This window comes from Nocardioides dongkuii (assembly GCF_014127485.1).
Taxonomy (GTDB): domain Bacteria; phylum Actinomycetota; class Actinomycetes; order Propionibacteriales; family Nocardioidaceae; genus Nocardioides; species Nocardioides dongkuii.
In genome coordinates this window covers 3,067,862-3,085,846 of the sequence record NZ_CP059903.1, presented here as the reverse complement: position 1 = coordinate 3,085,846, position 17,985 = coordinate 3,067,862, and the positions used below count along the sequence as shown (strand labels likewise).

The window sequence follows — 17,985 nt, the reverse complement described above, 5'->3', positions numbered from 1 at the left end:
GTCCTCCGCGTCAGGCGGCGGGGTTCCGGGGGCCGTGGTCGTGCCACCGCACGGCCTGGGTGCGGGAGGTGACCCCGATCCTGGCGTAGAGCGCTCGGATGGTGGTCTTCACCGTGTTGATGGTGATGAAGAGCTGTCGGGCGATGGCCTTGTTGGACATGCCGTCGGCGATCATCGCGAGGATCTCGCGCTGCCGAGCGGTGAGGACGTCGAGGTGGGCGGTGGCGGGCTGGTGCTCGTCGGTCGCCTCACCCGCCGCGAGCCGCCGCTCCCGCTCGTCCTGCTCCAGGTCGCGGACGTCCTGGGCGAGCTCGCGGGCGTCCGCGGCCGAGTCCCGGGCGTCGGCGGCGTAGTCGCGACGGTCGGCGGCGGCGTCGCGGTAGTCCACGGTGCGGTCTCGCACCGAGGATTCGGCGTCGTGCCGTTCGCGTATCACGTGGCGATCGTAGCGAGCAGACTTACAACGTTACTCACCTTTGGGGGTGAACGCCGACGGCCGCCGTGGTGCCCCCGGCAGGACTCGAACCTGCGACCAGCGGATTAGAAGGCCGCTGCTCTATCCAGCTGAGCTACGGAGGCGGAGGGCAGGAAGTACAGCTGAAAACCTAGGAAGTACAGCCCTGTGGTTCTGCTGGCCGAGCTCCTGCCCGCGCCAAGTATGCCGTAGCCCACTTCTGGCCGTACCGCCCGGCAGTGGGCCGGCCCGGTCGGCCGCGCGGGGTCGCGGTGGGTCGGTGGTGGTCCAGATGACCGCGGCAGGGACGAGACGGTGGGCGCATGATGGCCGGATGATCGGCCGACGACGCCGAGAGAGGCGCCTGAGGGAACTCGCCGAGCTGGACGCGTTCCGGCACGTGCGCCGCGCCGCCGACGAGGACGTCACCCGCTTCGGCGAGGAGCTGACCGCGCTCCATGTCGACACGCTGACGACCGAGCTCGACGGCCGCACACTCGATGACTACCAGCGAGCCCTGGACGCCTACGAGTCCGCCAAGGCCACCCTGCGACGGTGTGCCACTGCTGCCGACGTCACCGAGGTGACGCGGGCGCTGGCCGACGGACGCTTCTCGCAGGCGTGCGTCCTGGCCCACCGGGACGGGAGGGACCGGCCGGAACGGCGCCCGCCGTGCTTCTTCGACCCCGGTCACGGGCCCGCGACGCGCGACATGGAGTGGGCGCCGCCCGGCGGAGTCCCTCGCGAGGTGCCTGTGTGCTTCCGCGACGCAGAGCGCTTGGACGCCGGCGACCGCCCGGACGTGCGGCTGGTCCGGCTGGGCGATCGGCGGGTGGCGTGGTTCGCCTCCGGCCCGCTGTACACCGCCTGGGCTGCCGGCTGGTACGACGAGCTGATCCGGTCCGGACGTGCCGATGCCACTCGCATCACCATGGCCTACGCCGGCCCCGTGGGCCCGGACAGCTCCCGCGTGACCCTGGGCGTGGCCTGGTCCGACCCCGGGTCCTGGACGGAGGGCGGGATGATCGGCGGCCACGACTACTCGGGGCAGGTCGGGGGCGGCGACGGCGGCTTCGGCGACGGCGGCGCCGGTGGGGGAGGCGGGGACGGCTGACCTGGACCGGCTCACGGGAACCGGGCGTCATCCGAAGAGCGGGGCGCCCAGGGGGTGCGTGCCGTGAAGCCGGGGAGGACCAGGAAGGCGGCCGACGCCGTCGGGTCGGCGTAGCGCGTCAGCCCGTCGTCGGATCGCGACCCCGCCTGGGCTCAGCGCACCCGCCCGCCCGCCAGGTACGGAGGTGAACGAGGAGGGATCGCCGGTCGCGGGATCCGTCGGGCCCCGTGGTCGGATCAGCGCAGCATGACGCCGCCGCCGTCGACCATCAGCGTCTGGCCGGTCATGAACGAGGCGTCGTCGCTGGCCAGGTAGACCGCGGTCCGGCCGATGTCGGCCTCGGGGTCGCCCAGCCGGCCCAGCGGGGCGCCGCGCAGCAGGGCGGCCTCCCGCTCGGGGTGCTCGGCCAGGAACCGCTCGACGCCCTCGGTGCGGGCCAGCGGCGAGATGATGTTGACGTTGATGTCGTCGGGGGCCCACTCGTGGGCGGCCACCCGGCTCATGGCCCGCACGGCCTCCTTGGCCGCGGCGTAGGTCAGCTGGGTGGGGTGCCCGACCAGCCCGGCGCCGGAGGCGAAGTTGATCACCGAGCCGCGGGTCGCCTTCAGGTCCTCGTAGCAGGCGCGCATCAGCCAGAAGGCCGGGTAGAACCCGGTGTTGAACGAGAGCGCGAACATCTCCATCGTGGTGTCGACGAAGGGCGCCTGCCGGCTCGCGTGGGCGTTGTTGACCAGCACGTGGACCGCCCCGAAGGCCGAGACCGCGGCGTCCCGGATGACCGCCGCGTTGGCCTCCTGGGAGATGTCGACGGCCAGGAAGCGGACGGCGTCGCCCAGCTCGGTGGCCAGCTCCTCGCCGCGAGCCTCGTCGACGTCGACGACGAGCACCCGGGCGCCCTCGGCGACGAACGCGCGGACGATTCCCCGGCCGATCCCGTTGGCGCCACCGGTGACGATCGCGGTCCTGTCCTGCAGCCGATCGGCCATGTTCGCTCCTGAGTGCCGTGGCGGAGCCCGGACCGTACGGGCGGGGTCCCCGGCACGCCGACGGCGTCCCGGTGACCGGTCAGCCGGCAGCGTCACCGCAGGTGGCGGCCCATCCACTCCTCGACGTCGGCGGAGGTGCGGGGGAGGGAGTCGGAGAGGTTGCGGCTGCCGTCGGCGGTGACCAGGACGTCGTCCTCGATCCGGATGCCGATGCCGCGCAGCTCCTCGGGCACCAGCAGGTCGTCCTCCTGGAAGTACAGGCCGGGCTCGACCGTCAGCACCATGCCGGCCTCCAGCGTGCCCTTGGCGTAGGACTCCGGGGCGGCCCGGCCGCAGTCGTGCACGTCCATGCCGAGCATGTGGCTGGTGCCGTGCAGCGTCCACCGGGCGTAGGTCTTGTTCTCCGGGTCGAGCGCCTGTTCGGCCGGCACGGGCAGCAGGCCCATGCCCTCGAGACCGTGGGCCAGCACGGTCATCGACGCCTGGTGGATGTCGGCGAACGGGACCCCGGGACGGACCGCGTCGATGCCGGCCTGCTGGGAGGCGTGGACGAGGTCGTAGAGGTCGCGCTGGACCGGGGTGAAGGTGCCGTCGACCGGGAGGGTGCGGGTGACGTCGGCGGTGTAGAGCTGACGGCCCTCGACGCCCATGTCGAGCAGCACCAGCTCGCCCGGCGTGATCGGGCCGGAGTTCTCGATCCAGTGCAGGGTCGTGGCGTGGCTGCCGCCGCCGACGATCGAGTCGTAGCCGATGTCGTTGCCCATCGCGCGGGCGCGCCGGAAGAAGGTGCCCTCGATCCAGCGCTCGCCGTACTGCAGGACCTGCGCCCAGTCGCGGACGCTGTCCTCGAAGCCGAGCGCGGTGATGTCGCACGCCTCCTGCAGCTGCGCGACCTCCCAGTCGTCCTTGACCAGGCGCATCTCGGAGACCACCCGGGCCAGGTCGGCGTCCAGCCCGGCGTCGCCCGCCAGCATCCGGTCCAGGTCGGCCGACACGCCCCGGTGCACCCGGGTCTTCGCGGACCCGCCGAGGTCCTCCTCGAGCCTGCTGACGTGGCGCACCTCGATGCCGAGCGAGTCCGAGATCTCCCGCGCCGAGGGGCGACGGCCGGCCCACAGCTCGCCGTACTGGCGGTCGCGGAAGAACTCGTCGGTGTCGCGGTCCGAGCGCGGCCGTGCGTACAGCACCGCGTCGCCGTCCTCGATCACCAGCACCGCGTCGGTGGTCTGGTTGCCGGAGAAGTAGGTGTGGGCGGTGTCGGGGCGGAAGCGGTAGTCGGTGTCGTTGGACCGCACCTTGTAGGTGCCGGCCGGCAGCACCAGCCGCTCGCCGGGGAACATCGCCGCCAGCCGGGCGCGACGCTCCGCGGCGCGCTCGGCGACCGGCTGCCGGGGGAGGTCGAGCTCCCGCTCGCCCCACCCGGAGCGCATGAACCGGGAGTACGCCTCCGGCACCGCCGGGTCGTGCGACTCGGTGCGCGGCTCGGTGGTCTCGGGGGTCTGCTCGCTCACAGCATCAGTCACAGGGTCACTCACAACGTCACTCTACGCCCGCGCCGACGCGGGTCCGATGGGTCGAACGTTAGGCTGCGCCCGTGCGAGGAGCCCGTCGAGACAGTGTTGCCTTCACGGTCCTCGTGGCCGTCCTGGTGTGCGGAGGCGCGGCGGTGATGCTGCTGGTCCTCGCCCTCTCGGGCGCCCCGGACACGCTGCTGGTCGCCACCACCCTGGCCGCGCTGCCGGTGGTGCCGCTGGTGGCCTGCTACCTCTGGCTGGACCGCTACGAGCCGGAGCCGCGCCGCCTGCTCCTCATGGGCCTGCTCTGGGGTGGGTTCGTCGCCACGGCCGCCGCGATCCTGATCCAGGGCGTGGGTGGGCTGGTCGCCGGGTTCACCCAGGAGGCGAGCCTCGCGGTGGTCGCCCCGGTGAGCGAGGAGCTCACCAAGGGCCTGTTCCTGCTGCTGCTGCTCTGGTGGCGGCGGGCCGAGCTCGACGGCGTCCTCGACGGCATCGTGTACGCCGGCATGGTCGGCGTCGGCTTCGCCTTCACCGAGAACATCCTCTACCTCGCCGCGGCGTACGACGGCACGGACGGCACCGGCCCGGGCGGCACCGAGGCGCTGACCGCGACCTTCGTGGTCCGCTGCCTGTTCAGCCCGTTCGCCCACCCGCTGTTCACGACCTTCACCGGCATCGGGATCGGCCTCGCCGTCGGCTCCCGCAGCGGCGCCGTCCGGGTCCTGGCCCCGCTCGCCGGGTACGGCCTCGCGGTGCTCGCCCACGGGCTCTGGAACGGCGCGACGCTCTTCGGGTTCGGCAGCTTCGCCCTGGTGTACGCCGTCCTGATGTTCCCCGCCCTGGTCGGTCTCGGCGTCCTCGCCGTCTGGGCGCGCCACTCCGAGCGCCGGATGCTCATCGCGGCCCTGGCCGACGCCTCGCAGCGCGGCCTGATCCCGGCGACCGACATCGGCTGGGTCGTCGACCTCCAGGGTCGCCGGCACGCGCGGGCGCACGCCCGCCAGTGGGCCGGGCCCGCAGGGGAGCGCGCGATGCGCGACTACCAGCAGGCCGCCGTCGAGCTCGGCTTCCTGCACCACCGCTTCCTCCGCGGGACGCCCCCGCCCGACTTCGCGGCCCGCGGCCAGGAGCACGTCGCGAGGATCGCGGCCGTGCGCCCCTCCATCGCTTTCCCCGGACAGGTGGTACCCACCCGATGACGACCAGCCAGGGGGACACCGCGGGCGGTGCCCAGATGCTGACCGCGCTGGTGCGGCTGCGCGGCGCCCTGCAAGCCGCCGCGCTGCCGCTCGACGGACCCGGGGTGGAGGAGCAGCGCGCGGCCCGCGCGGCGCTGGTCGACCAGCTCGAGGACTACGTCATCCCGCGGGTGATCGCGGCCGAGGCGCCGATGCTCGTCGTCGTCGGCGGCTCCACCGGCGCCGGCAAGTCCACCCTCGTGAACTCCCTGGTCGGCCGACGGGTCACCCAGCCCGGCGTGCTGCGCCCGACGACCCGGTCGCCCGTCCTGGTCCATCACCCCGACGACCTGGAGTGGTTCGGGCAGGACCGGATGCTTCCCGACCTGCGCCGCGTCGACCACGTCACCGACGACCAGGACGCGCTGCAGCTCGTGGCCGCCGACTCCGTCCCGCGCGGGCTCGCGCTCCTCGACGCTCCCGACGTCGACTCCGTCGAGGAGCGCAACCGCACCCTGGCCGCGCAGCTGCTCGCGGCCGCCGACATGTGGCTCTTCGTGACCTCCGCGGCCCGCTACGCCGACCAGGTGCCGTGGGAGCAGCTCAAGGCCGCCGCCCAGCGCTCGGCCGCGGTCGCGGTGGTGCTGGACCGCACCGCCGAGGACGCCGTGCAGACGGTCTCCACGCACCTGGCGCGGATGCTGGCCAGCCGCGGCCTCAAGGACTCACCGCTGTTCGTCGTCCCCGACGCCACCGTCGACGACGAGGGCCTGCTCCCGCCCGGGCACGTCGCCGAGATCCGGGCCTGGCTGGAGTCCCTCGCCGCGGACAGCGGTGCCCGCGACGACGTCGTGTCCCAGACCCTCGAGGGCACCGTCCGCTCGATCGCCCAGCGCACCCACCCGGTGGCCGACGCCGCCGCCCAGCAGGCTGCGGCGGTCGCGGAGCTCAGGGTCGACGTCGAGGAGACGTACGACGACGCCGCCGGAGCGCTCGGTCGCGCGTGCGTCGACGGCAGCCTGCTGCGCGGCGAGGTGCTGGCCCGCTGGCAGGACCTGGTCGGCACCGGTGAGCTGCTGCGCGGCCTCGAGGACAAGGTCGGCTGGATCCGCGACCGGGTGGTCAACGCCGTGAAGGGCCGTCCGCAGCAGGCCGACCGGGTCTCCGTCGCGATCGAGTCGGCGCTCGAGGTGCTGGTGCTCGAGCGCGCCGAGACCGCGGCCGAGCAGGTCGCGGCCCGCTGGCGGGCCCACCCCGCCGGCGAGAGCGCGCTCGCGGGCGCCGCCGGTCTGGGTCGGGCCTCGCGCGAGCTCCGGCGTGCCGCCGAGCGCGCGGCGCGCGACTGGCAGCAGGACGTCACCGAGCTGGTGCGGGCCCAGGGGGCCGACAAGCGCACCGCGAAGTTCCTGGCCCTCGGGGTGCAGGGGCTCACGGTCGCGCTGATGGTCGTCACGCTGGACCAGGACGCATCCTCCGCGTCCTCCGCGTCCTCGTCCAGCGCGTCCGGGAGGGCGCTGCTCGACGCGGTCTTCGGGGCGGACGTCGTCGCCGGCCTCGTCGACCGGGCGCGCGACCGGCTCGAGCTGCGCACCGCCGGCCTCCTCGAGAGCGAGCGGGGGCGCTGGACGGCGTACCTCGACGGCCTCGGGGTGGACCCCGACCTCGACACCCAGCTGCGCGAGGCGGCCCGCCGCGTCGACGACGCCAGGTTCGCCGCCCAGTCGGGGCGGAACGGGCCCGCCCACGACTGACGTCGGCTCCTCCGGAGGCGCCATCTAAGGTGGCTGCAGCACTGTCGCACGTGGGTTGGAGAACATGACGTCCTTGCTCGAGGGTGCCAAGAACCTGGTGACCCGTGGCACCGAGATCGGGGCCCGGATCGAGGGGCTCGAGACCGCCGCCGCTGCCGCCGAGGGTCGCCTGGACGACGCCGTGGTGGCCGATGCGCGCGCGGTGGCGGAGCGCGCCGCGGGACGGCTGCGCCTCTCCGCTGACCACACCGTGGTCGCGATCGCCGGCGCCACGGGCTCCGGCAAGTCCTCGACGTTCAACGCGCTGACCGGCCTGGAGCTCTCCGCGGTCGGCGTCCGCCGTCCCACGACGTCGTGGGCCACGGCCTGCGTGTGGGGGAGCGACGGCGCCCAGGAGCTGCTCGACTGGCTCGGGATCCCGGCGCGCCACCAGACCACCCGCGACTCGATGCTCGACACCCGGCGGGAGGACACCGCCCTCGACGGCGTCGTCCTGCTCGACCTGCCCGACCACGACTCCACCGAGGTCTCCCACCACCTCGAGGTGGACCGGCTGGTGGCGCTCGCCGACCTGGTGGTCTGGGTGCTCGACCCCCAGAAGTACGCCGACGCCGCGATCCACGACCGCTACCTCCAGCCGTTGAAGACCCACGACGAGGTCATGCTGGTCGTCCTCAACCACATCGACTCGGTCCCCGAGGACCGACGCCAGTCGATGGTCGACGACGTACGACGGCTCCTCGACCAGGACGGTCTGCAGCGGGTGCCGGTGATCGCGGTCAGCGCCCGCGAGGGCATCGGCATCGACGAGCTGCGCGCCGAGATCGCGGGCCGGGTCGAGGCCAAGAAGGCCACTCGCAGCCGGATCGAGGCCGACATCCGGGCCGCCGCGGAGCGACTCCAGGACGCCGGCGGCACGGGTCGCACCCGCACCCTGACCGCCGGACGGGTGGAGTCCCTGGTGGACGCGCTCGGCGAGGCCGCAGGCGTCCCGGCGGTCGTCGACGCGGTCGAGGGGTCCAGCCGGCGCCGCCTCCTGCGCGCCACCGGCTGGCCGGTGATCTCCTGGGCCGCGGGCCTCGGCGGCGACCCCCTCGACCGCCTCGGGCTCGACGTCGGCGAGTCCGGTGCCGAGCTCTCCGGCCGCTCCACGGGTCGCCCCCGGACGGCCGTGGTCGACCGCAACCGGGTCGACACCGAGGTCCGGGCACTGGCCGACGACGTCTCCGACGGCCTCGGCGCGCCCTGGGCCGCCGCCGTCCAGCGCGCCACCGCCCCCCGGGTGCCCGAGCTCGCCGACCGCCTCGACGCCACCCTGGCCGACGCCGACCTCGACGGCACCCGCCTCCCGGGCTGGGCGGCCGCCGTGCGGGTGGTGCAGTGGCTGCTGCTCCTCGGCGTCGTGGCCGGCGTGGTGTGGGCCGTGCTGGCCGCCGTCGACGTCGCGCCGGGCGGGCCGGCGCTGCCCCTGGCCGCCGCGGGCGGGTGCGTCGTGCTCGGGATCGTGCTGGGCCTCGGGTGCCGTGGCCTGGTCGCCGGCGCGGCCCGTCGCCGTGCCGAGGAGGTGGGCGAGCGGCTCGAGTCCGGGATCGCGGCCGCCGCCGGCGAGCTGGTGGTGACGCCGGTGGAGGCCGAGCTGGAGGCCTACACCGCCACCCGCTCGGGGCTGGCGAAGGCGCTGCACTAACCGGGCCACCTGCCGTCCACAGCCGTCTCCCCGGCCGGCGTCCTCCCCAGGGCGCGGCCGTGCCGACGGGGCTGTCGGCGCGCCCCCGGAGTCTCCTGTCATCCGCCCGACGCGAGGCGGTCCGAGACAAGGAGAGACCCATGACCGACACCTTCGTCACCGTGCAGGGCTGGCTCGGCAACGACGTCCAGGTGCGCCAGGCGGGCGACGCCCAGGTCGCGAGCTTCCGGCTCGGCTGCACGCCGCGCCGCTTCCACCGCCGCACCGGCGCCTGGGTCGACGGCCCGACCCAGTGGTACACCGTGGACGCCTGGCGCGCCCTCGGCGAGAACTGCCGCGACTCGCTGCGGCGGGGTGACCCGGTGGTGGTCCACGGCCGGCTCGAGGCCCGGGTCTGGACCAACAGCGCGGGCGCCGAGGTCACCACGATGGTGCTCGAGGCGGCGAGCGTCGGCCACGACCTCGCCCGCGGGGTGAGCCGGTTCCGCAAGGCCGCGCGGGTCGAGACCGCGACGCCGGAGGGACCGTCGGTCGCCGCGCCCGCGGGGGAGCAGGCCGCGGCCCCGGCGGCCTGAGCGGCCCCGCGCCCGGCCGGGGCGGGTGCAGCAACTACGCTCGGGGACCATGGCGGAATATGTGTTCACCCTGCGCAACGTGCGCAAGGCCCACGGCGACAAGGTCGTCCTCGAGAACGTGACCCTGTCGTTCCTTCACGGGGCGAAGATCGGCGTCGTGGGTCCCAACGGCACCGGCAAGTCCTCGCTGCTGCGGATCATGGCGGGCCTCGACCACGCCAACAACGGCGACGCGATCCTCGCCCCCGGCGCGACCGTCGGCATGCTCCAGCAGGAGCCGCCGCTGACCGAGGGCCGCACCGTCCTGGAGAACGTCGAGGAGGCGGTCGCCGAGGTCAAGGCCAAGATGGCGCGCCTCGACGAGCTCTACATGATGATGGGCGACCCGGACGCCGACCAGGACAAGGTCGCGACCGAGGCCGGGGACCTGCAGACCGAGCTCGACGCCGCCAACGTCTGGGACCTCGACAGCCGCCTCGACCAGGCCATGGACGCGCTGCGCTGCCCGCCGCCGGACGCCCTGGTCGACAACCTCTCCGGAGGTGAGCGCCGCCGCGTCGCGCTGTGCAAGCTGCTGCTCCAGCAGCCCGACCTGCTGCTGCTCGACGAGCCCACCAACCACCTCGACGCCGAGTCGGTGCAGTGGCTCGAGGGCCACCTCAAGTCCTACCCCGGCGCCGTCCTGGCGATCACCCACGACCGGTACTTCCTCGACAACGTCGCGGAGTGGATCCTCGAGCTCGACCGGGGCCAGGCCCACCCCTACGAGGGCAACTACTCGACGTACCTCGAGACCAAGAAGGACCGCCTCAAGATCGAGGGGCAGAAGGACGTCAAGCGCGCCAAGGCGCTGGAGCGCGAGCTCGAATGGGTCCGTTCCAACGCCAAGGCCCGCCAGACCAAGAGCAAGTCGCGTCTCGCGCGCTACGAGGAGATGGCGGCCGAGGCCGACCGGATGCGCAAGATCGACACCTCCGAGATCAACATCCCCGCCGGTCCGCGCCTCGGCGACGTGGTGCTCGAGGCCGACCACCTCACCAAGGGCTTCGAGGGCCGCACGCTCATCGAGGACCTGTCGTTCTCCCTGCCGCGCGCCGGCATCGTCGGCGTGATCGGCCCCAACGGCGTGGGCAAGACCACGCTGTTCCGGATGATCACCGGCAGCGAGCAGCCCGACGCCGGGAAGCTGGCGGTCGGCCAGACGGTCAAGCTGTCCTATGTCGACCAGAGCCGTGGCGGCATCGACCCGCAGAAGAACGTCTGGGAGGTCGTCTCCGACGGCCTGGACTTCATCAAGGTCGCCAACTTCGAGATGAACTCCCGCGCCTACGTCGCCTCGTTCGGGTTCAAGGGCCCCGACCAGCAGAAGAAGGCCGGCGTCCTCTCCGGCGGCGAGCGCAACCGGCTCAACCTCGCGCTCACCCTCAAGATGGGCGGCAACCTGCTGCTGCTCGACGAGCCCACCAACGACCTCGACGTCGAGACCCTGTCCTCGCTCGAGGACGCGCTGCTGGACTTCCCCGGCTGCGCCGTGGTCACCTCGCACGACCGGTGGTTCCTCGACCGCATCGCCACCCACATCCTCGCCTGGGAGGGCACCGAGGAGGACCCCGCGCGCTGGTTCTGGTTCGAGGGCAACTTCGCGGCCTACGAGGAGAACAAGATCGAGCGCCTCGGCATCGAGGCGGCCCGGCCGCACCGGGTCACCCACCGCCGGCTCACGCGCGACTGACCTCGGCTCCGGCCGCCCCACCGGGTCTCGACACGCGCGTCGCGACTTCGTTCCTCAGTCGCGGCGCTCGCTCGACCACCATCAGGTAGTCCGCTGGCGCGGCCTACCTCAGCTCCATCTCCGGGTGGGCGGCGACCAGGTGGTCGGAGACGGCGTTCATGACCCGGCCGAGCGCCGCCAGGTCGGCGTCGCCCGCGAGGTCGACGAGGTGCTCGCGGACCCCCTCGACGTGCAGCGGGGCGGCGCGCTCGAGCAGGGCCCGGCCCTCCTCGGTCAGCGCCGCCACGATCCCGCGGCCGTCCTCCGGGGAGCTCGCGCGGCGCACCAGCCCGGCCTTCTCCATCCGGGCGACGGTGTGGGTCACCCGGCTCCGGCTGTGGGCCAGGGCGTCGGCGAGCTGCGCCATCCGCATCTGCCCGTCCCGCTCGGAGAGGCGCACCAGGATCTCGTACTCGACCAGCGAGAGGTCGAACGCCCGGCGCAGGTCGTCGTCGAGCCGGTCGAAGAGCAGGGTCGTCCCCATCACCAGCGCCCGCCAGGAGCGCTGCTGCTGGTCGTCGAGCCACCGGGTGCCGACCTCGAGATCTGCCACGCGCCGCAGTGTATGTCCCGTGGACCCTCCGGGCTGGTAGACCGGGGACATGCCGGACGGCCTGGCCGAGCAAGCAGAACGCCTGGCCACGTTCCGTGGCCAGGCGTTCGCGGGGTTCGTTGACTAGACGCGCTCGAGGATCATCGCCATGCCCTGGCCGCCGCCGACGCACATCGTGATCAGGCCGGTGGACTTGTCGTGCCAGTCCAGGCTGTTGAGCATGGTGTTCTGCAGCCGGGCACCGGTCATCCCGAAGGGGTGACCGACGGCGATCGCGCCGCCGTTGACGTTGAGCCGGTCGATGTCGATGCCGAGGTCCTGGTAGGACGGCACGACCTGCGCGGCGAACGCCTCGTTGATCTCGACGAGGTCGATGTCGCCGATGCTCATGCCCGCGTGCTTGAGGGCGTTCTTGGTGGCCTCGACCGGGCCCAGGCCCATGATCTCGGGGGAGAGGCCCGAGACGCCGGTGGACACGATCCGGGCCAGCGGCTTCAGCCCGAGCTCGGCGGCCTTCGTGTCGGACATGATGATGACCGCCGCCGCGCCGTCGTTGAGGGCGCAGCAGTTGGCGGCGGTGACGACGCCGTCGGGCCGGAACACCGGCTTCAGCTGGCTCGCGGCCTCGATGGTGACGCCCGCGCGCGGGCCGTCGTCCTTGGTCACCACGGTGCCGTCCGGGGTGGTGATCGGGGTGATCTCGCGCTCCCAGAAGCCGTCGGCGATGGCCTTCTCCGCGAGGTTCTGCGAGCGGACGCCGAACTCGTCGAGCTCGGCGCGCGAGAGGCCGCGCAGCTTGGCGACGTTCTCGGCGGTCTGGCCCATCGCGATGTAGGCGTCCGGCAGCACGCCGTCCTCGCGGGGGTCGTGCCAGCCCTGGCCGCCCTCGGCGGTCTTCTCCGTGCGTGCCATGGCGTCGGCGAAGAGCGGGTTCTTGGTGTCGGGCCAGTGGTCGGAGGTGCCCTTGGAGAACCGGGACACGGTCTCGACGCCGGCGGAGATGAAGACGTCGCCCTCGCCGGCCTTGATGGCGTGGAAGGCCATCCGCGAGGTCTGCACCGAGGAGGAGCAGTAGCGGGTGATCGTCGCGCCGGGGACGCTGTCGAGACCCATCAGCACGTTGACGATCCGGGCCATGTTGTTGCCCGACTCGCCGCCCGGGAGGCCGCACCCGAGGTAGTGGTCGTCGATCGTCGTCGGGTCGAGACCGGGGACCTTGTCCAGGGCAGCCTGGATGATGGTCGCGGTCAGGTCGTCGGGACGCAGGTCCTTGAGCGACCCCTTGTTCGCGCGGCCGATCGGGGATCGGGCTGCGGAGACGATGACGGCTTCGGGCATAGGTCACTCCTGGTGTTTGACGGCGCTGTCGTTGCCTGGCAACCCTAGACGCTCGCGGGGTCCGTGAGACGAGGCGTACGTCACGCTCCCGCGACCTCTGGCAGCATCCGGGGATGCGCCACCGCTACGAGTGCCCGATGCGTTGGGCCGACCTCGACCCGCTCGGTCACGTCAACAACGTCGTCTACGTCGACTACCTCCAGGAGGCGCGGGTCGACCTGCTCCGCGCCCACGGTCGCCCCACGGCGACCGCGGGCCTGGTCGAGGGGCTGGTGGTCGTCCGGCACGACGTCGCCTACCTCCAGCCGTTGCACTTCCGGTTCCGTCCGGTGCTCATCGACTGCTGGGTCACCGAGGTGCGCGCGGCGACGTTCACGATGGCCTACGAGGTCTACGACGAGGACCCGGCCGCGCCCGAGGGACGCACCGTCTACGTGCGCGCGACGACCGTGCTCACGCCGTACGTCTTCAGCGAGGAGCGGCCCCGCCGGCTGACCCCCGAGGAGCGGGCGACCCTGGCCGCGCTGCACGAGGAGCCCGCGCCGGTCGCGGCCTCCGAGCCCACCCCCGCCCGGGTGACCGACCTCGGCCACTACCCGGTGCGGGTGCGGTTCTCCGACGTCGACGTGTTCGGCCACGTCAACAACGTCAAGTACTTCGAGTACCTCCAGGAGGCCCGGATCGTGCTCATGTCGCGGCTCTGGGACGACCTCCCCGCCGCGGTACGCCGTCCCGCGGTCGTCGTCGCCCAGACCGAGGTCGACTACCGCCGCCCGATCCTGTTCCGCGAGGAGCCGTACGACTCGTGGTCCTGGTTCTCCCACGTGGGCCGGACCTCGGCGGTGGTGGAGTCGGAGATCCGCGACGGCGACGACGTCCTGGCCCGGGCCCGGGTGGTGCTGGTGTTCGTGGACGAGACCTCCCAGCGCCCCGCGGCGCCGGAGCCCACGATCCGGCAGCGGCTGGTCGCCTTCGCGTCCGCCTGACCCGGCCTCGCCAGCTCAGTCGAAGGTGTTGACCATGAACTGCGCCGCGTGGGTGACGTAGTCCCAGAACTTCTCTTCCTGCTCCGGGGTGAGGTCGACGGCGTCCAGGCCCTCGCGGAAGTGCTGGAGCCAGTGGTCGCGCTCGACGGGTCCGATCGCGAACGGCGCGTGCCGCATCCGGAGCCGCGGGTGGCCGCGCTCCTCGGAGTAGGTCTTGGGTCCGCCCCAGTACTGCACCAGGAAGTCGCGGAAGCGCACCTCGGCCGGACCGAGGTCCTCCTCGGGGTACAGCGGTCGGAGCACCTCGTCGGACCGGACTCCCTCGTAGAAGGTCGCCACGATCCGCGTGATCGTGGCGTAGCCGCCGATCTCGTCGTAGAAGGTGCTCACCGCGCCATCCTCTCCCAGCGGCGCGCCGGGAGGCGAAACCGGGCGTGCAAGACTCGCGGGGGAGCGGAGCCCTCCGCGACCCAGCCCCGACCCACGAGGAGTGATCTGCAGATGCCTACCACCCGACAGGCGACCACGAACTGGGAAGGCACCCTCTTCGAGGGGTCCGGCAAGGTGACGCTCGAGTCGTCCGGGATCGGCACGTACGACGTGTCCTGGCCCTCGCGCGCCGAGGAGGCGAACGGCAAGACCAGCCCCGAGGAGCTGATCGCCGCCGCGCACTCCTCCTGCTTCTCGATGGCGCTCTCCAACGGCCTGGCCAAGAACGACACCCCGGCCACGTCGCTGCGCACCACCGCGGAGGTCGAGCTGACGCCCGGCACCGGCATCACCGGCATCAAGCTGACCGTCGTCGGCACCGTCGAGGGTCTCGACGAGGCGAAGTTCGTCGAGCTCGCCGAGGCGGCGAAGGCCGGTTGCCCGGTCAGCCAGGCGCTCGCCGGCACCACGATCACGCTGGAGGCGTCGCTCGGCTGAGCGCGCTCACCTCTCGCCGGCGGGCTTCTCCTCTGCGGAGGGGGAGCCCGCCGTCGCGTCCTGGGGCTGCTCCTTGCGCTGCTCGTCGCGGTGCCACACGACCCGCTGGGCGAAGGGGATCTCGATGCCCTCGTGGTCGAAGCGGGCCTTGATCCGCTGGCGCAGGGCGCGCGCGACGGCCCACTGCTCGTTGGGGGAGGTCTTGACCAGGACCCGGAGGTTCACCGCGTCGGCGGCGAGCATCTCGACGCCGGTCACCTCGGGCTCCTCGATGATGACGCCGCGGTAGTCCTCGTCCTGCCACAGGTCGTGGGCGATCTCCCGCAGCACCCGCTGCACACGGACCAGGTCCTCGGAGTAGCCGACGCTGACGTCGACGACGGCCCGCGACCAGTTCTGGCTCATGTTCCCGACCCGCATGATCTCCCCGTTGGGGACGTACCAGACCGTCCCGTTGAGGTCGCGGAGCCGGGTGACCCGGAGGCTGACCGCCTCGATGGTGCCGGTCGCCTCCCCGACGTCGACGACGTCGCCCACGCCGTACTGGTCCTCGACGATCATGAAGACGCCGGACAGGAAGTCCTTGACCAGCGACTGGGCGCCGAAGCCCAGCGCGATGCCGATGATGCCGGCGCTGGCGATGATCGGCGCGATGTTCACGCCCAGCTCGCTGAGGATCATGGTGCCGAACATCGCCACCAGGATCCCGGTGATGATGCTCTTCAGCAGGTCACCCATGGTCTTGGCGCGCTGCACCCGGCGGGTGGAGACGAAGACGCTGGGGGCGGGGGACTCCTCGCCGCGCCGCCGCCGGAGCAGGGACAGGCGGGAGCCTCGGGCCGGCAGCACGCCCTCCCCGGCGCGGAGGACCAGCCGGTCGACCAGGCTGTGGAGGACCCAGCGCAGGAACAGTCCCAGGGCGGCCAGGCCGGCGATGGCCAGCGGTGCCCCGATCAGGACGTCCGCGACCTCGGCCACGGTGGCGTTCCCCGTCCACTCCAGGGCCATGTTGCAGATCTGCTCTCCGGGCGCGCACGGTCCGGCGTTCTCGAGGGCGGCGGACATGCGCCCCAGTATTCACATCCGCCCGGGGCACGACGAACCGGCGACCCGGCCCGCGCGCCGGCCCGATATCCTCATCTCGTGACCACGCCCGAGACCTCTCCCGCCGCGACCCGTCTCCGCCGCGCCGTGCTCCTGCTCGGCCTCACCGTCGCGCTCGTCGCGGTGGCCGGACCGGCGAGTGCCGACGTCCCCGAGGGCTGGTCGAACCCCGACGACGTCGACGTCCTGTGGGCGCTGCTGGTCCTGGGCGGCATCCCCCTCGCCCTGGCGCTGCTGATCACGGCGTTCGTCTACATCCCCCCGATGGTGCGCGGCGAGCGGGTCGCCCCGGGCGCCCCCGCCGTGGAGAACCAGTGGATCGGCGGCCCGAGCCGGAGCGCCGCCGAGCTCGCGGGCCCCGACACCGACGTGTCCGAAGCAGGTGGAGCCAGTGCCCGCTGGTGACCCGTTCACCCCGGCGGAGCGCTACGCGCTCGACGCCACGATCCGCAAGGCGGAGGAGCTGTGCCGCCTCGAGTTCTCCGTCTTCGTCGGCAGCGCCGAGGGTGAGCCGCGGCCGTTCGCGACCCGGCTGCACAACTCCCTCGTGGCACCGGCCCGCAGCATCCTGATCATGGTCGACCCCACCCGTCGCCTGCTCGAGGTCGTCACCGGCGGCTACGCGCGACGTACGCTCACCGACGCCGAGGTCGAGCTCGCGGTGATCGCCATGCAGTCGGCCTTCGCCGACGGCGACCTCGTCGGCGGCCTGCGCCGGGGCATCATCATGCTCGCCGAGCACGCCCGCGCGCCGCAGACCCTGCACGTCGGCCCGCAGTAGGGCAGCCGTGGTGCCCGTCGCGCTGTTCGCGGTCCTCGCCGTGCTCGTCGCGGCGCTGCTGGGCTGGGCGGCGTACGCCGCCGCCCACGAGCGGGTACGCCGGGCGCACGCCGAGACCCGCCGGCTCGAGGTGCTGGTCGACGACCTCAAGGAGATCGCCTGGTCCCACCGGGAGATCGACCCCGAGCTCTCCACGATCATCATCGATACGATCCGCACCGCCGAACGGGAGGGCCGCCCGGAGCTCCCGTGACCCCAGTCCGGAAGGTCCCCCATGAGCAGCCCCGCCTCCACGCCCCGGTCCCGCCTCGCCAAGGTGCTCCTGCCGATCGGCCTGCTGCTGCTCCTGATCCTCGTCGCGCTGGTCTTCGTCCGCCCGTCGACGGCGTCGACGGGTCCCGACCAGGTCGCCCTGCACTACAAGGGCGGTGCCTTCAGCTCCAAGCGGTTCTCCGACTGCATCGGCCCGTCGAACCGGGTCTTCGACGGTCCCGGTGACGGCCACTTCGCCTACCCGTCCTCGCAGACCAACTTCGTCTTCGACGCCGACGAGGGCGACGGCGCCCCGATCACGTTCGTGACCCGGGACGGGATCGAGATGACCGTCGAGGGGGTCACGAACTTCCTGCTCAACACCCGCTGCGAGTCCGAGGAGATCGGCGGGAAGACGTACGCCGGGGGCGCGCTGCAGCGCTTCCACGAGCTGATCGGCAACCGCTACCAGGCCTACATGACCGAGGACGGGGTCCGGTCGAGCGGCTGGCGCGAGATGCTCTCGGTCTACATCGCGCGGCCGCTCGACACCGCGATCGACCGCGCGGGCCAGCAGTACACCTACGTCGAGCTCTACACCGACCCCAGCAAGAAGGCCGCCTGGGAGCAGGCCGTCCTCGAGCAGCTCCCCGACCTCGTCAACCGGCAGACCGACGGCGACACCGAGTTCTTCGAGAGCTTCGCGGTGACGCTGCAGAAGCCGGAGCCCCCGCAGTCGATCAAGGACGAGCTGGTCAAGCAGCAGGCCGCGGTGGCGGCCGCCAAGGCCGCCCAGGCCGAGGCGGAGTCGCGGGCCGCGGCGGCGCTCGCGCAGGTCGAGGTGGAGCGCGCCGAGGCCAAGAAGATCCAGGCGCGGGTCGACGTGCTCGGCCAGCAGGGCTACCTGCAGCAGTACGCCATCGACCAGGGCCTCAACCCCTTCCAGCCGTCGACGGGGAGCCTGATCACCAACGGCAACGGCGGCTGACCGGGAGTCCGGTCAGCCGCCGT

Annotated in this window: 19 protein-coding genes and 1 tRNA gene; 12 read left to right on the top strand and 8 right to left on the bottom strand. The window is 72.7% G+C overall.

The genetic code is table 11. From position 1 onward, the window contains the following. Positions 1-10: 10 nt before the first annotated feature. A complete protein-coding gene (locus H4O22_RS14885; RefSeq protein ID WP_182524147.1) occupies positions 11-403 on the bottom strand; it encodes a helix-turn-helix transcriptional regulator in 393 nt (130 codons plus the stop codon). A gap of 99 nt (positions 404-502) precedes the next feature. Next, a tRNA-Arg gene (locus H4O22_RS14880) sits at positions 503-579 on the bottom strand. Between the two features lie 209 nt (positions 580-788). Here H4O22_RS14880 and H4O22_RS14875 point away from each other — a divergent pair. After that, positions 789-1,568, top strand: a complete 780-nt coding sequence (locus H4O22_RS14875) for a hypothetical protein (protein WP_182524146.1) — start codon at positions 789-791, stop codon at positions 1,566-1,568. Between the two features lie 236 nt (positions 1,569-1,804). Here the strand turns inward: H4O22_RS14875 and H4O22_RS14870 are convergent, their stop codons facing one another. Continuing rightward, positions 1,805-2,554: an SDR family NAD(P)-dependent oxidoreductase gene (locus H4O22_RS14870; RefSeq protein ID WP_182524145.1), complete on the bottom strand. Its 750-nt coding sequence runs from the start codon at positions 2,552-2,554 to the stop codon at positions 1,805-1,807. Positions 2,555-2,646: 92 nt separating this feature from the next. Then, on the bottom strand, positions 2,647-4,065 hold the full coding sequence (locus tag H4O22_RS14865) for an aminopeptidase P family protein (protein ID WP_244962983.1): 1,419 nt from the start codon (positions 4,063-4,065) through the stop codon (positions 2,647-2,649). Positions 4,066-4,148: 83 nt separating this feature from the next. Here H4O22_RS14865 and H4O22_RS14860 point away from each other — a divergent pair, with 83 nt between their 5' ends. The 5 genes from H4O22_RS14860 to ettA all read left to right on the top strand — a co-directional run bounded on the left by H4O22_RS14860 (position 4,149) and on the right by ettA (position 10,994). Continuing rightward, complete coding sequence (locus H4O22_RS14860) at positions 4,149-5,270, top strand: PrsW family intramembrane metalloprotease (RefSeq protein ID WP_244962982.1); 1,122 nt, start codon at positions 4,149-4,151, stop codon at positions 5,268-5,270. Next, positions 5,267-7,000, top strand: a complete 1,734-nt coding sequence (locus H4O22_RS14855; protein WP_244962981.1) for a dynamin family protein — start codon at positions 5,267-5,269, stop codon at positions 6,998-7,000. Before H4O22_RS14860 ends, H4O22_RS14855 begins: the two co-directional genes overlap by 4 nt. Positions 7,001-7,064: 64 nt before the next feature. Further along, positions 7,065-8,687, top strand: a complete 1,623-nt coding sequence (locus tag H4O22_RS14850; RefSeq protein ID WP_182524144.1) for a YfjP family GTPase — start codon at positions 7,065-7,067, stop codon at positions 8,685-8,687. Positions 8,688-8,827: 140 nt separating this feature from the next. Next, positions 8,828-9,262 (top strand): single-stranded DNA-binding protein, encoded by a 435-nt coding sequence (locus tag H4O22_RS14845; RefSeq protein WP_182524143.1) that lies wholly within the window; start codon positions 8,828-8,830, stop codon positions 9,260-9,262. A 49-nt stretch (positions 9,263-9,311) separates the two neighbouring features. Further along, entirely contained in the window at positions 9,312-10,994 is a 1,683-nt protein-coding gene (gene ettA, locus H4O22_RS14840) for an energy-dependent translational throttle protein EttA (protein ID WP_182524142.1), read from the top strand. 103 nt (positions 10,995-11,097) lie between these two features. Here the strand turns inward: ettA and H4O22_RS14835 are convergent, their stop codons facing one another. Further along, positions 11,098-11,586 carry a MarR family winged helix-turn-helix transcriptional regulator gene (locus H4O22_RS14835; protein WP_319804060.1) on the bottom strand — a complete coding sequence of 163 codons (489 nt, stop codon included), beginning with the start codon at positions 11,584-11,586 and terminating at the stop codon, positions 11,098-11,100. Positions 11,587-11,709: 123 nt separating this feature from the next. After that, a complete protein-coding gene (locus H4O22_RS14830) occupies positions 11,710-12,924 on the bottom strand; it encodes an acetyl-CoA C-acetyltransferase (protein WP_182524140.1) in 1,215 nt (404 codons plus the stop codon). Positions 12,925-13,037: 113 nt separating this feature from the next. Here H4O22_RS14830 and H4O22_RS14825 point away from each other — a divergent pair, with 113 nt between their 5' ends. Continuing rightward, positions 13,038-13,910 (top strand): acyl-CoA thioesterase, encoded by an 873-nt coding sequence (locus H4O22_RS14825; protein ID WP_182524139.1) that lies wholly within the window; start codon positions 13,038-13,040, stop codon positions 13,908-13,910. A 15-nt stretch (positions 13,911-13,925) separates the two neighbouring features. On the opposite strand, the gene H4O22_RS14820 is transcribed toward H4O22_RS14825, so the two are convergent. Next, complete coding sequence (locus tag H4O22_RS14820; RefSeq protein WP_182524138.1) at positions 13,926-14,300, bottom strand: globin; 375 nt, start codon at positions 14,298-14,300, stop codon at positions 13,926-13,928. A gap of 111 nt (positions 14,301-14,411) precedes the next feature. On the opposite strand from H4O22_RS14820, the gene H4O22_RS14815 reads away from it, so the two are divergent. Continuing rightward, positions 14,412-14,837 (top strand): OsmC family peroxiredoxin, encoded by a 426-nt coding sequence (locus tag H4O22_RS14815; protein ID WP_182524137.1) that lies wholly within the window; start codon positions 14,412-14,414, stop codon positions 14,835-14,837. 6 nt (positions 14,838-14,843) lie between these two features. Here H4O22_RS14815 and H4O22_RS14810 read toward each other — a convergent pair whose 3' ends face one another. Next, a complete protein-coding gene (locus H4O22_RS14810) occupies positions 14,844-15,902 on the bottom strand; it encodes a mechanosensitive ion channel family protein (protein WP_244962980.1) in 1,059 nt (352 codons plus the stop codon). Between the two features lie 78 nt (positions 15,903-15,980). On the opposite strand from H4O22_RS14810, the gene H4O22_RS14805 reads away from it, so the two are divergent. The 4 genes from H4O22_RS14805 to H4O22_RS14790 are packed head-to-tail and all read left to right on the top strand — an operon-like array spanning position 15,981 to position 17,962. Continuing rightward, the gene (locus H4O22_RS14805; protein ID WP_182524136.1) at positions 15,981-16,346 is read left to right on the top strand and encodes a hypothetical protein; all 366 of its coding nucleotides are present in this window, start codon (positions 15,981-15,983) and stop codon (positions 16,344-16,346) included. Then, the gene (locus H4O22_RS14800; protein WP_182524135.1) at positions 16,333-16,722 is read left to right on the top strand and encodes a DUF5130 family protein; all 390 of its coding nucleotides are present in this window, start codon (positions 16,333-16,335) and stop codon (positions 16,720-16,722) included. The genes H4O22_RS14805 and H4O22_RS14800 overlap by 14 nt, the downstream gene beginning before the upstream one ends. A gap of 10 nt (positions 16,723-16,732) precedes the next feature. Further along, positions 16,733-16,975, top strand: coding sequence for a hypothetical protein (locus H4O22_RS14795; protein ID WP_182524134.1), 243 nt, complete (start codon positions 16,733-16,735; stop codon positions 16,973-16,975). 21 nt (positions 16,976-16,996) lie between these two features. Next, a complete protein-coding gene (locus H4O22_RS14790) occupies positions 16,997-17,962 on the top strand; it encodes an SPFH domain-containing protein (protein WP_182524133.1) in 966 nt (321 codons plus the stop codon). The last annotated feature ends 23 nt before the right edge of the window (positions 17,963-17,985 follow it).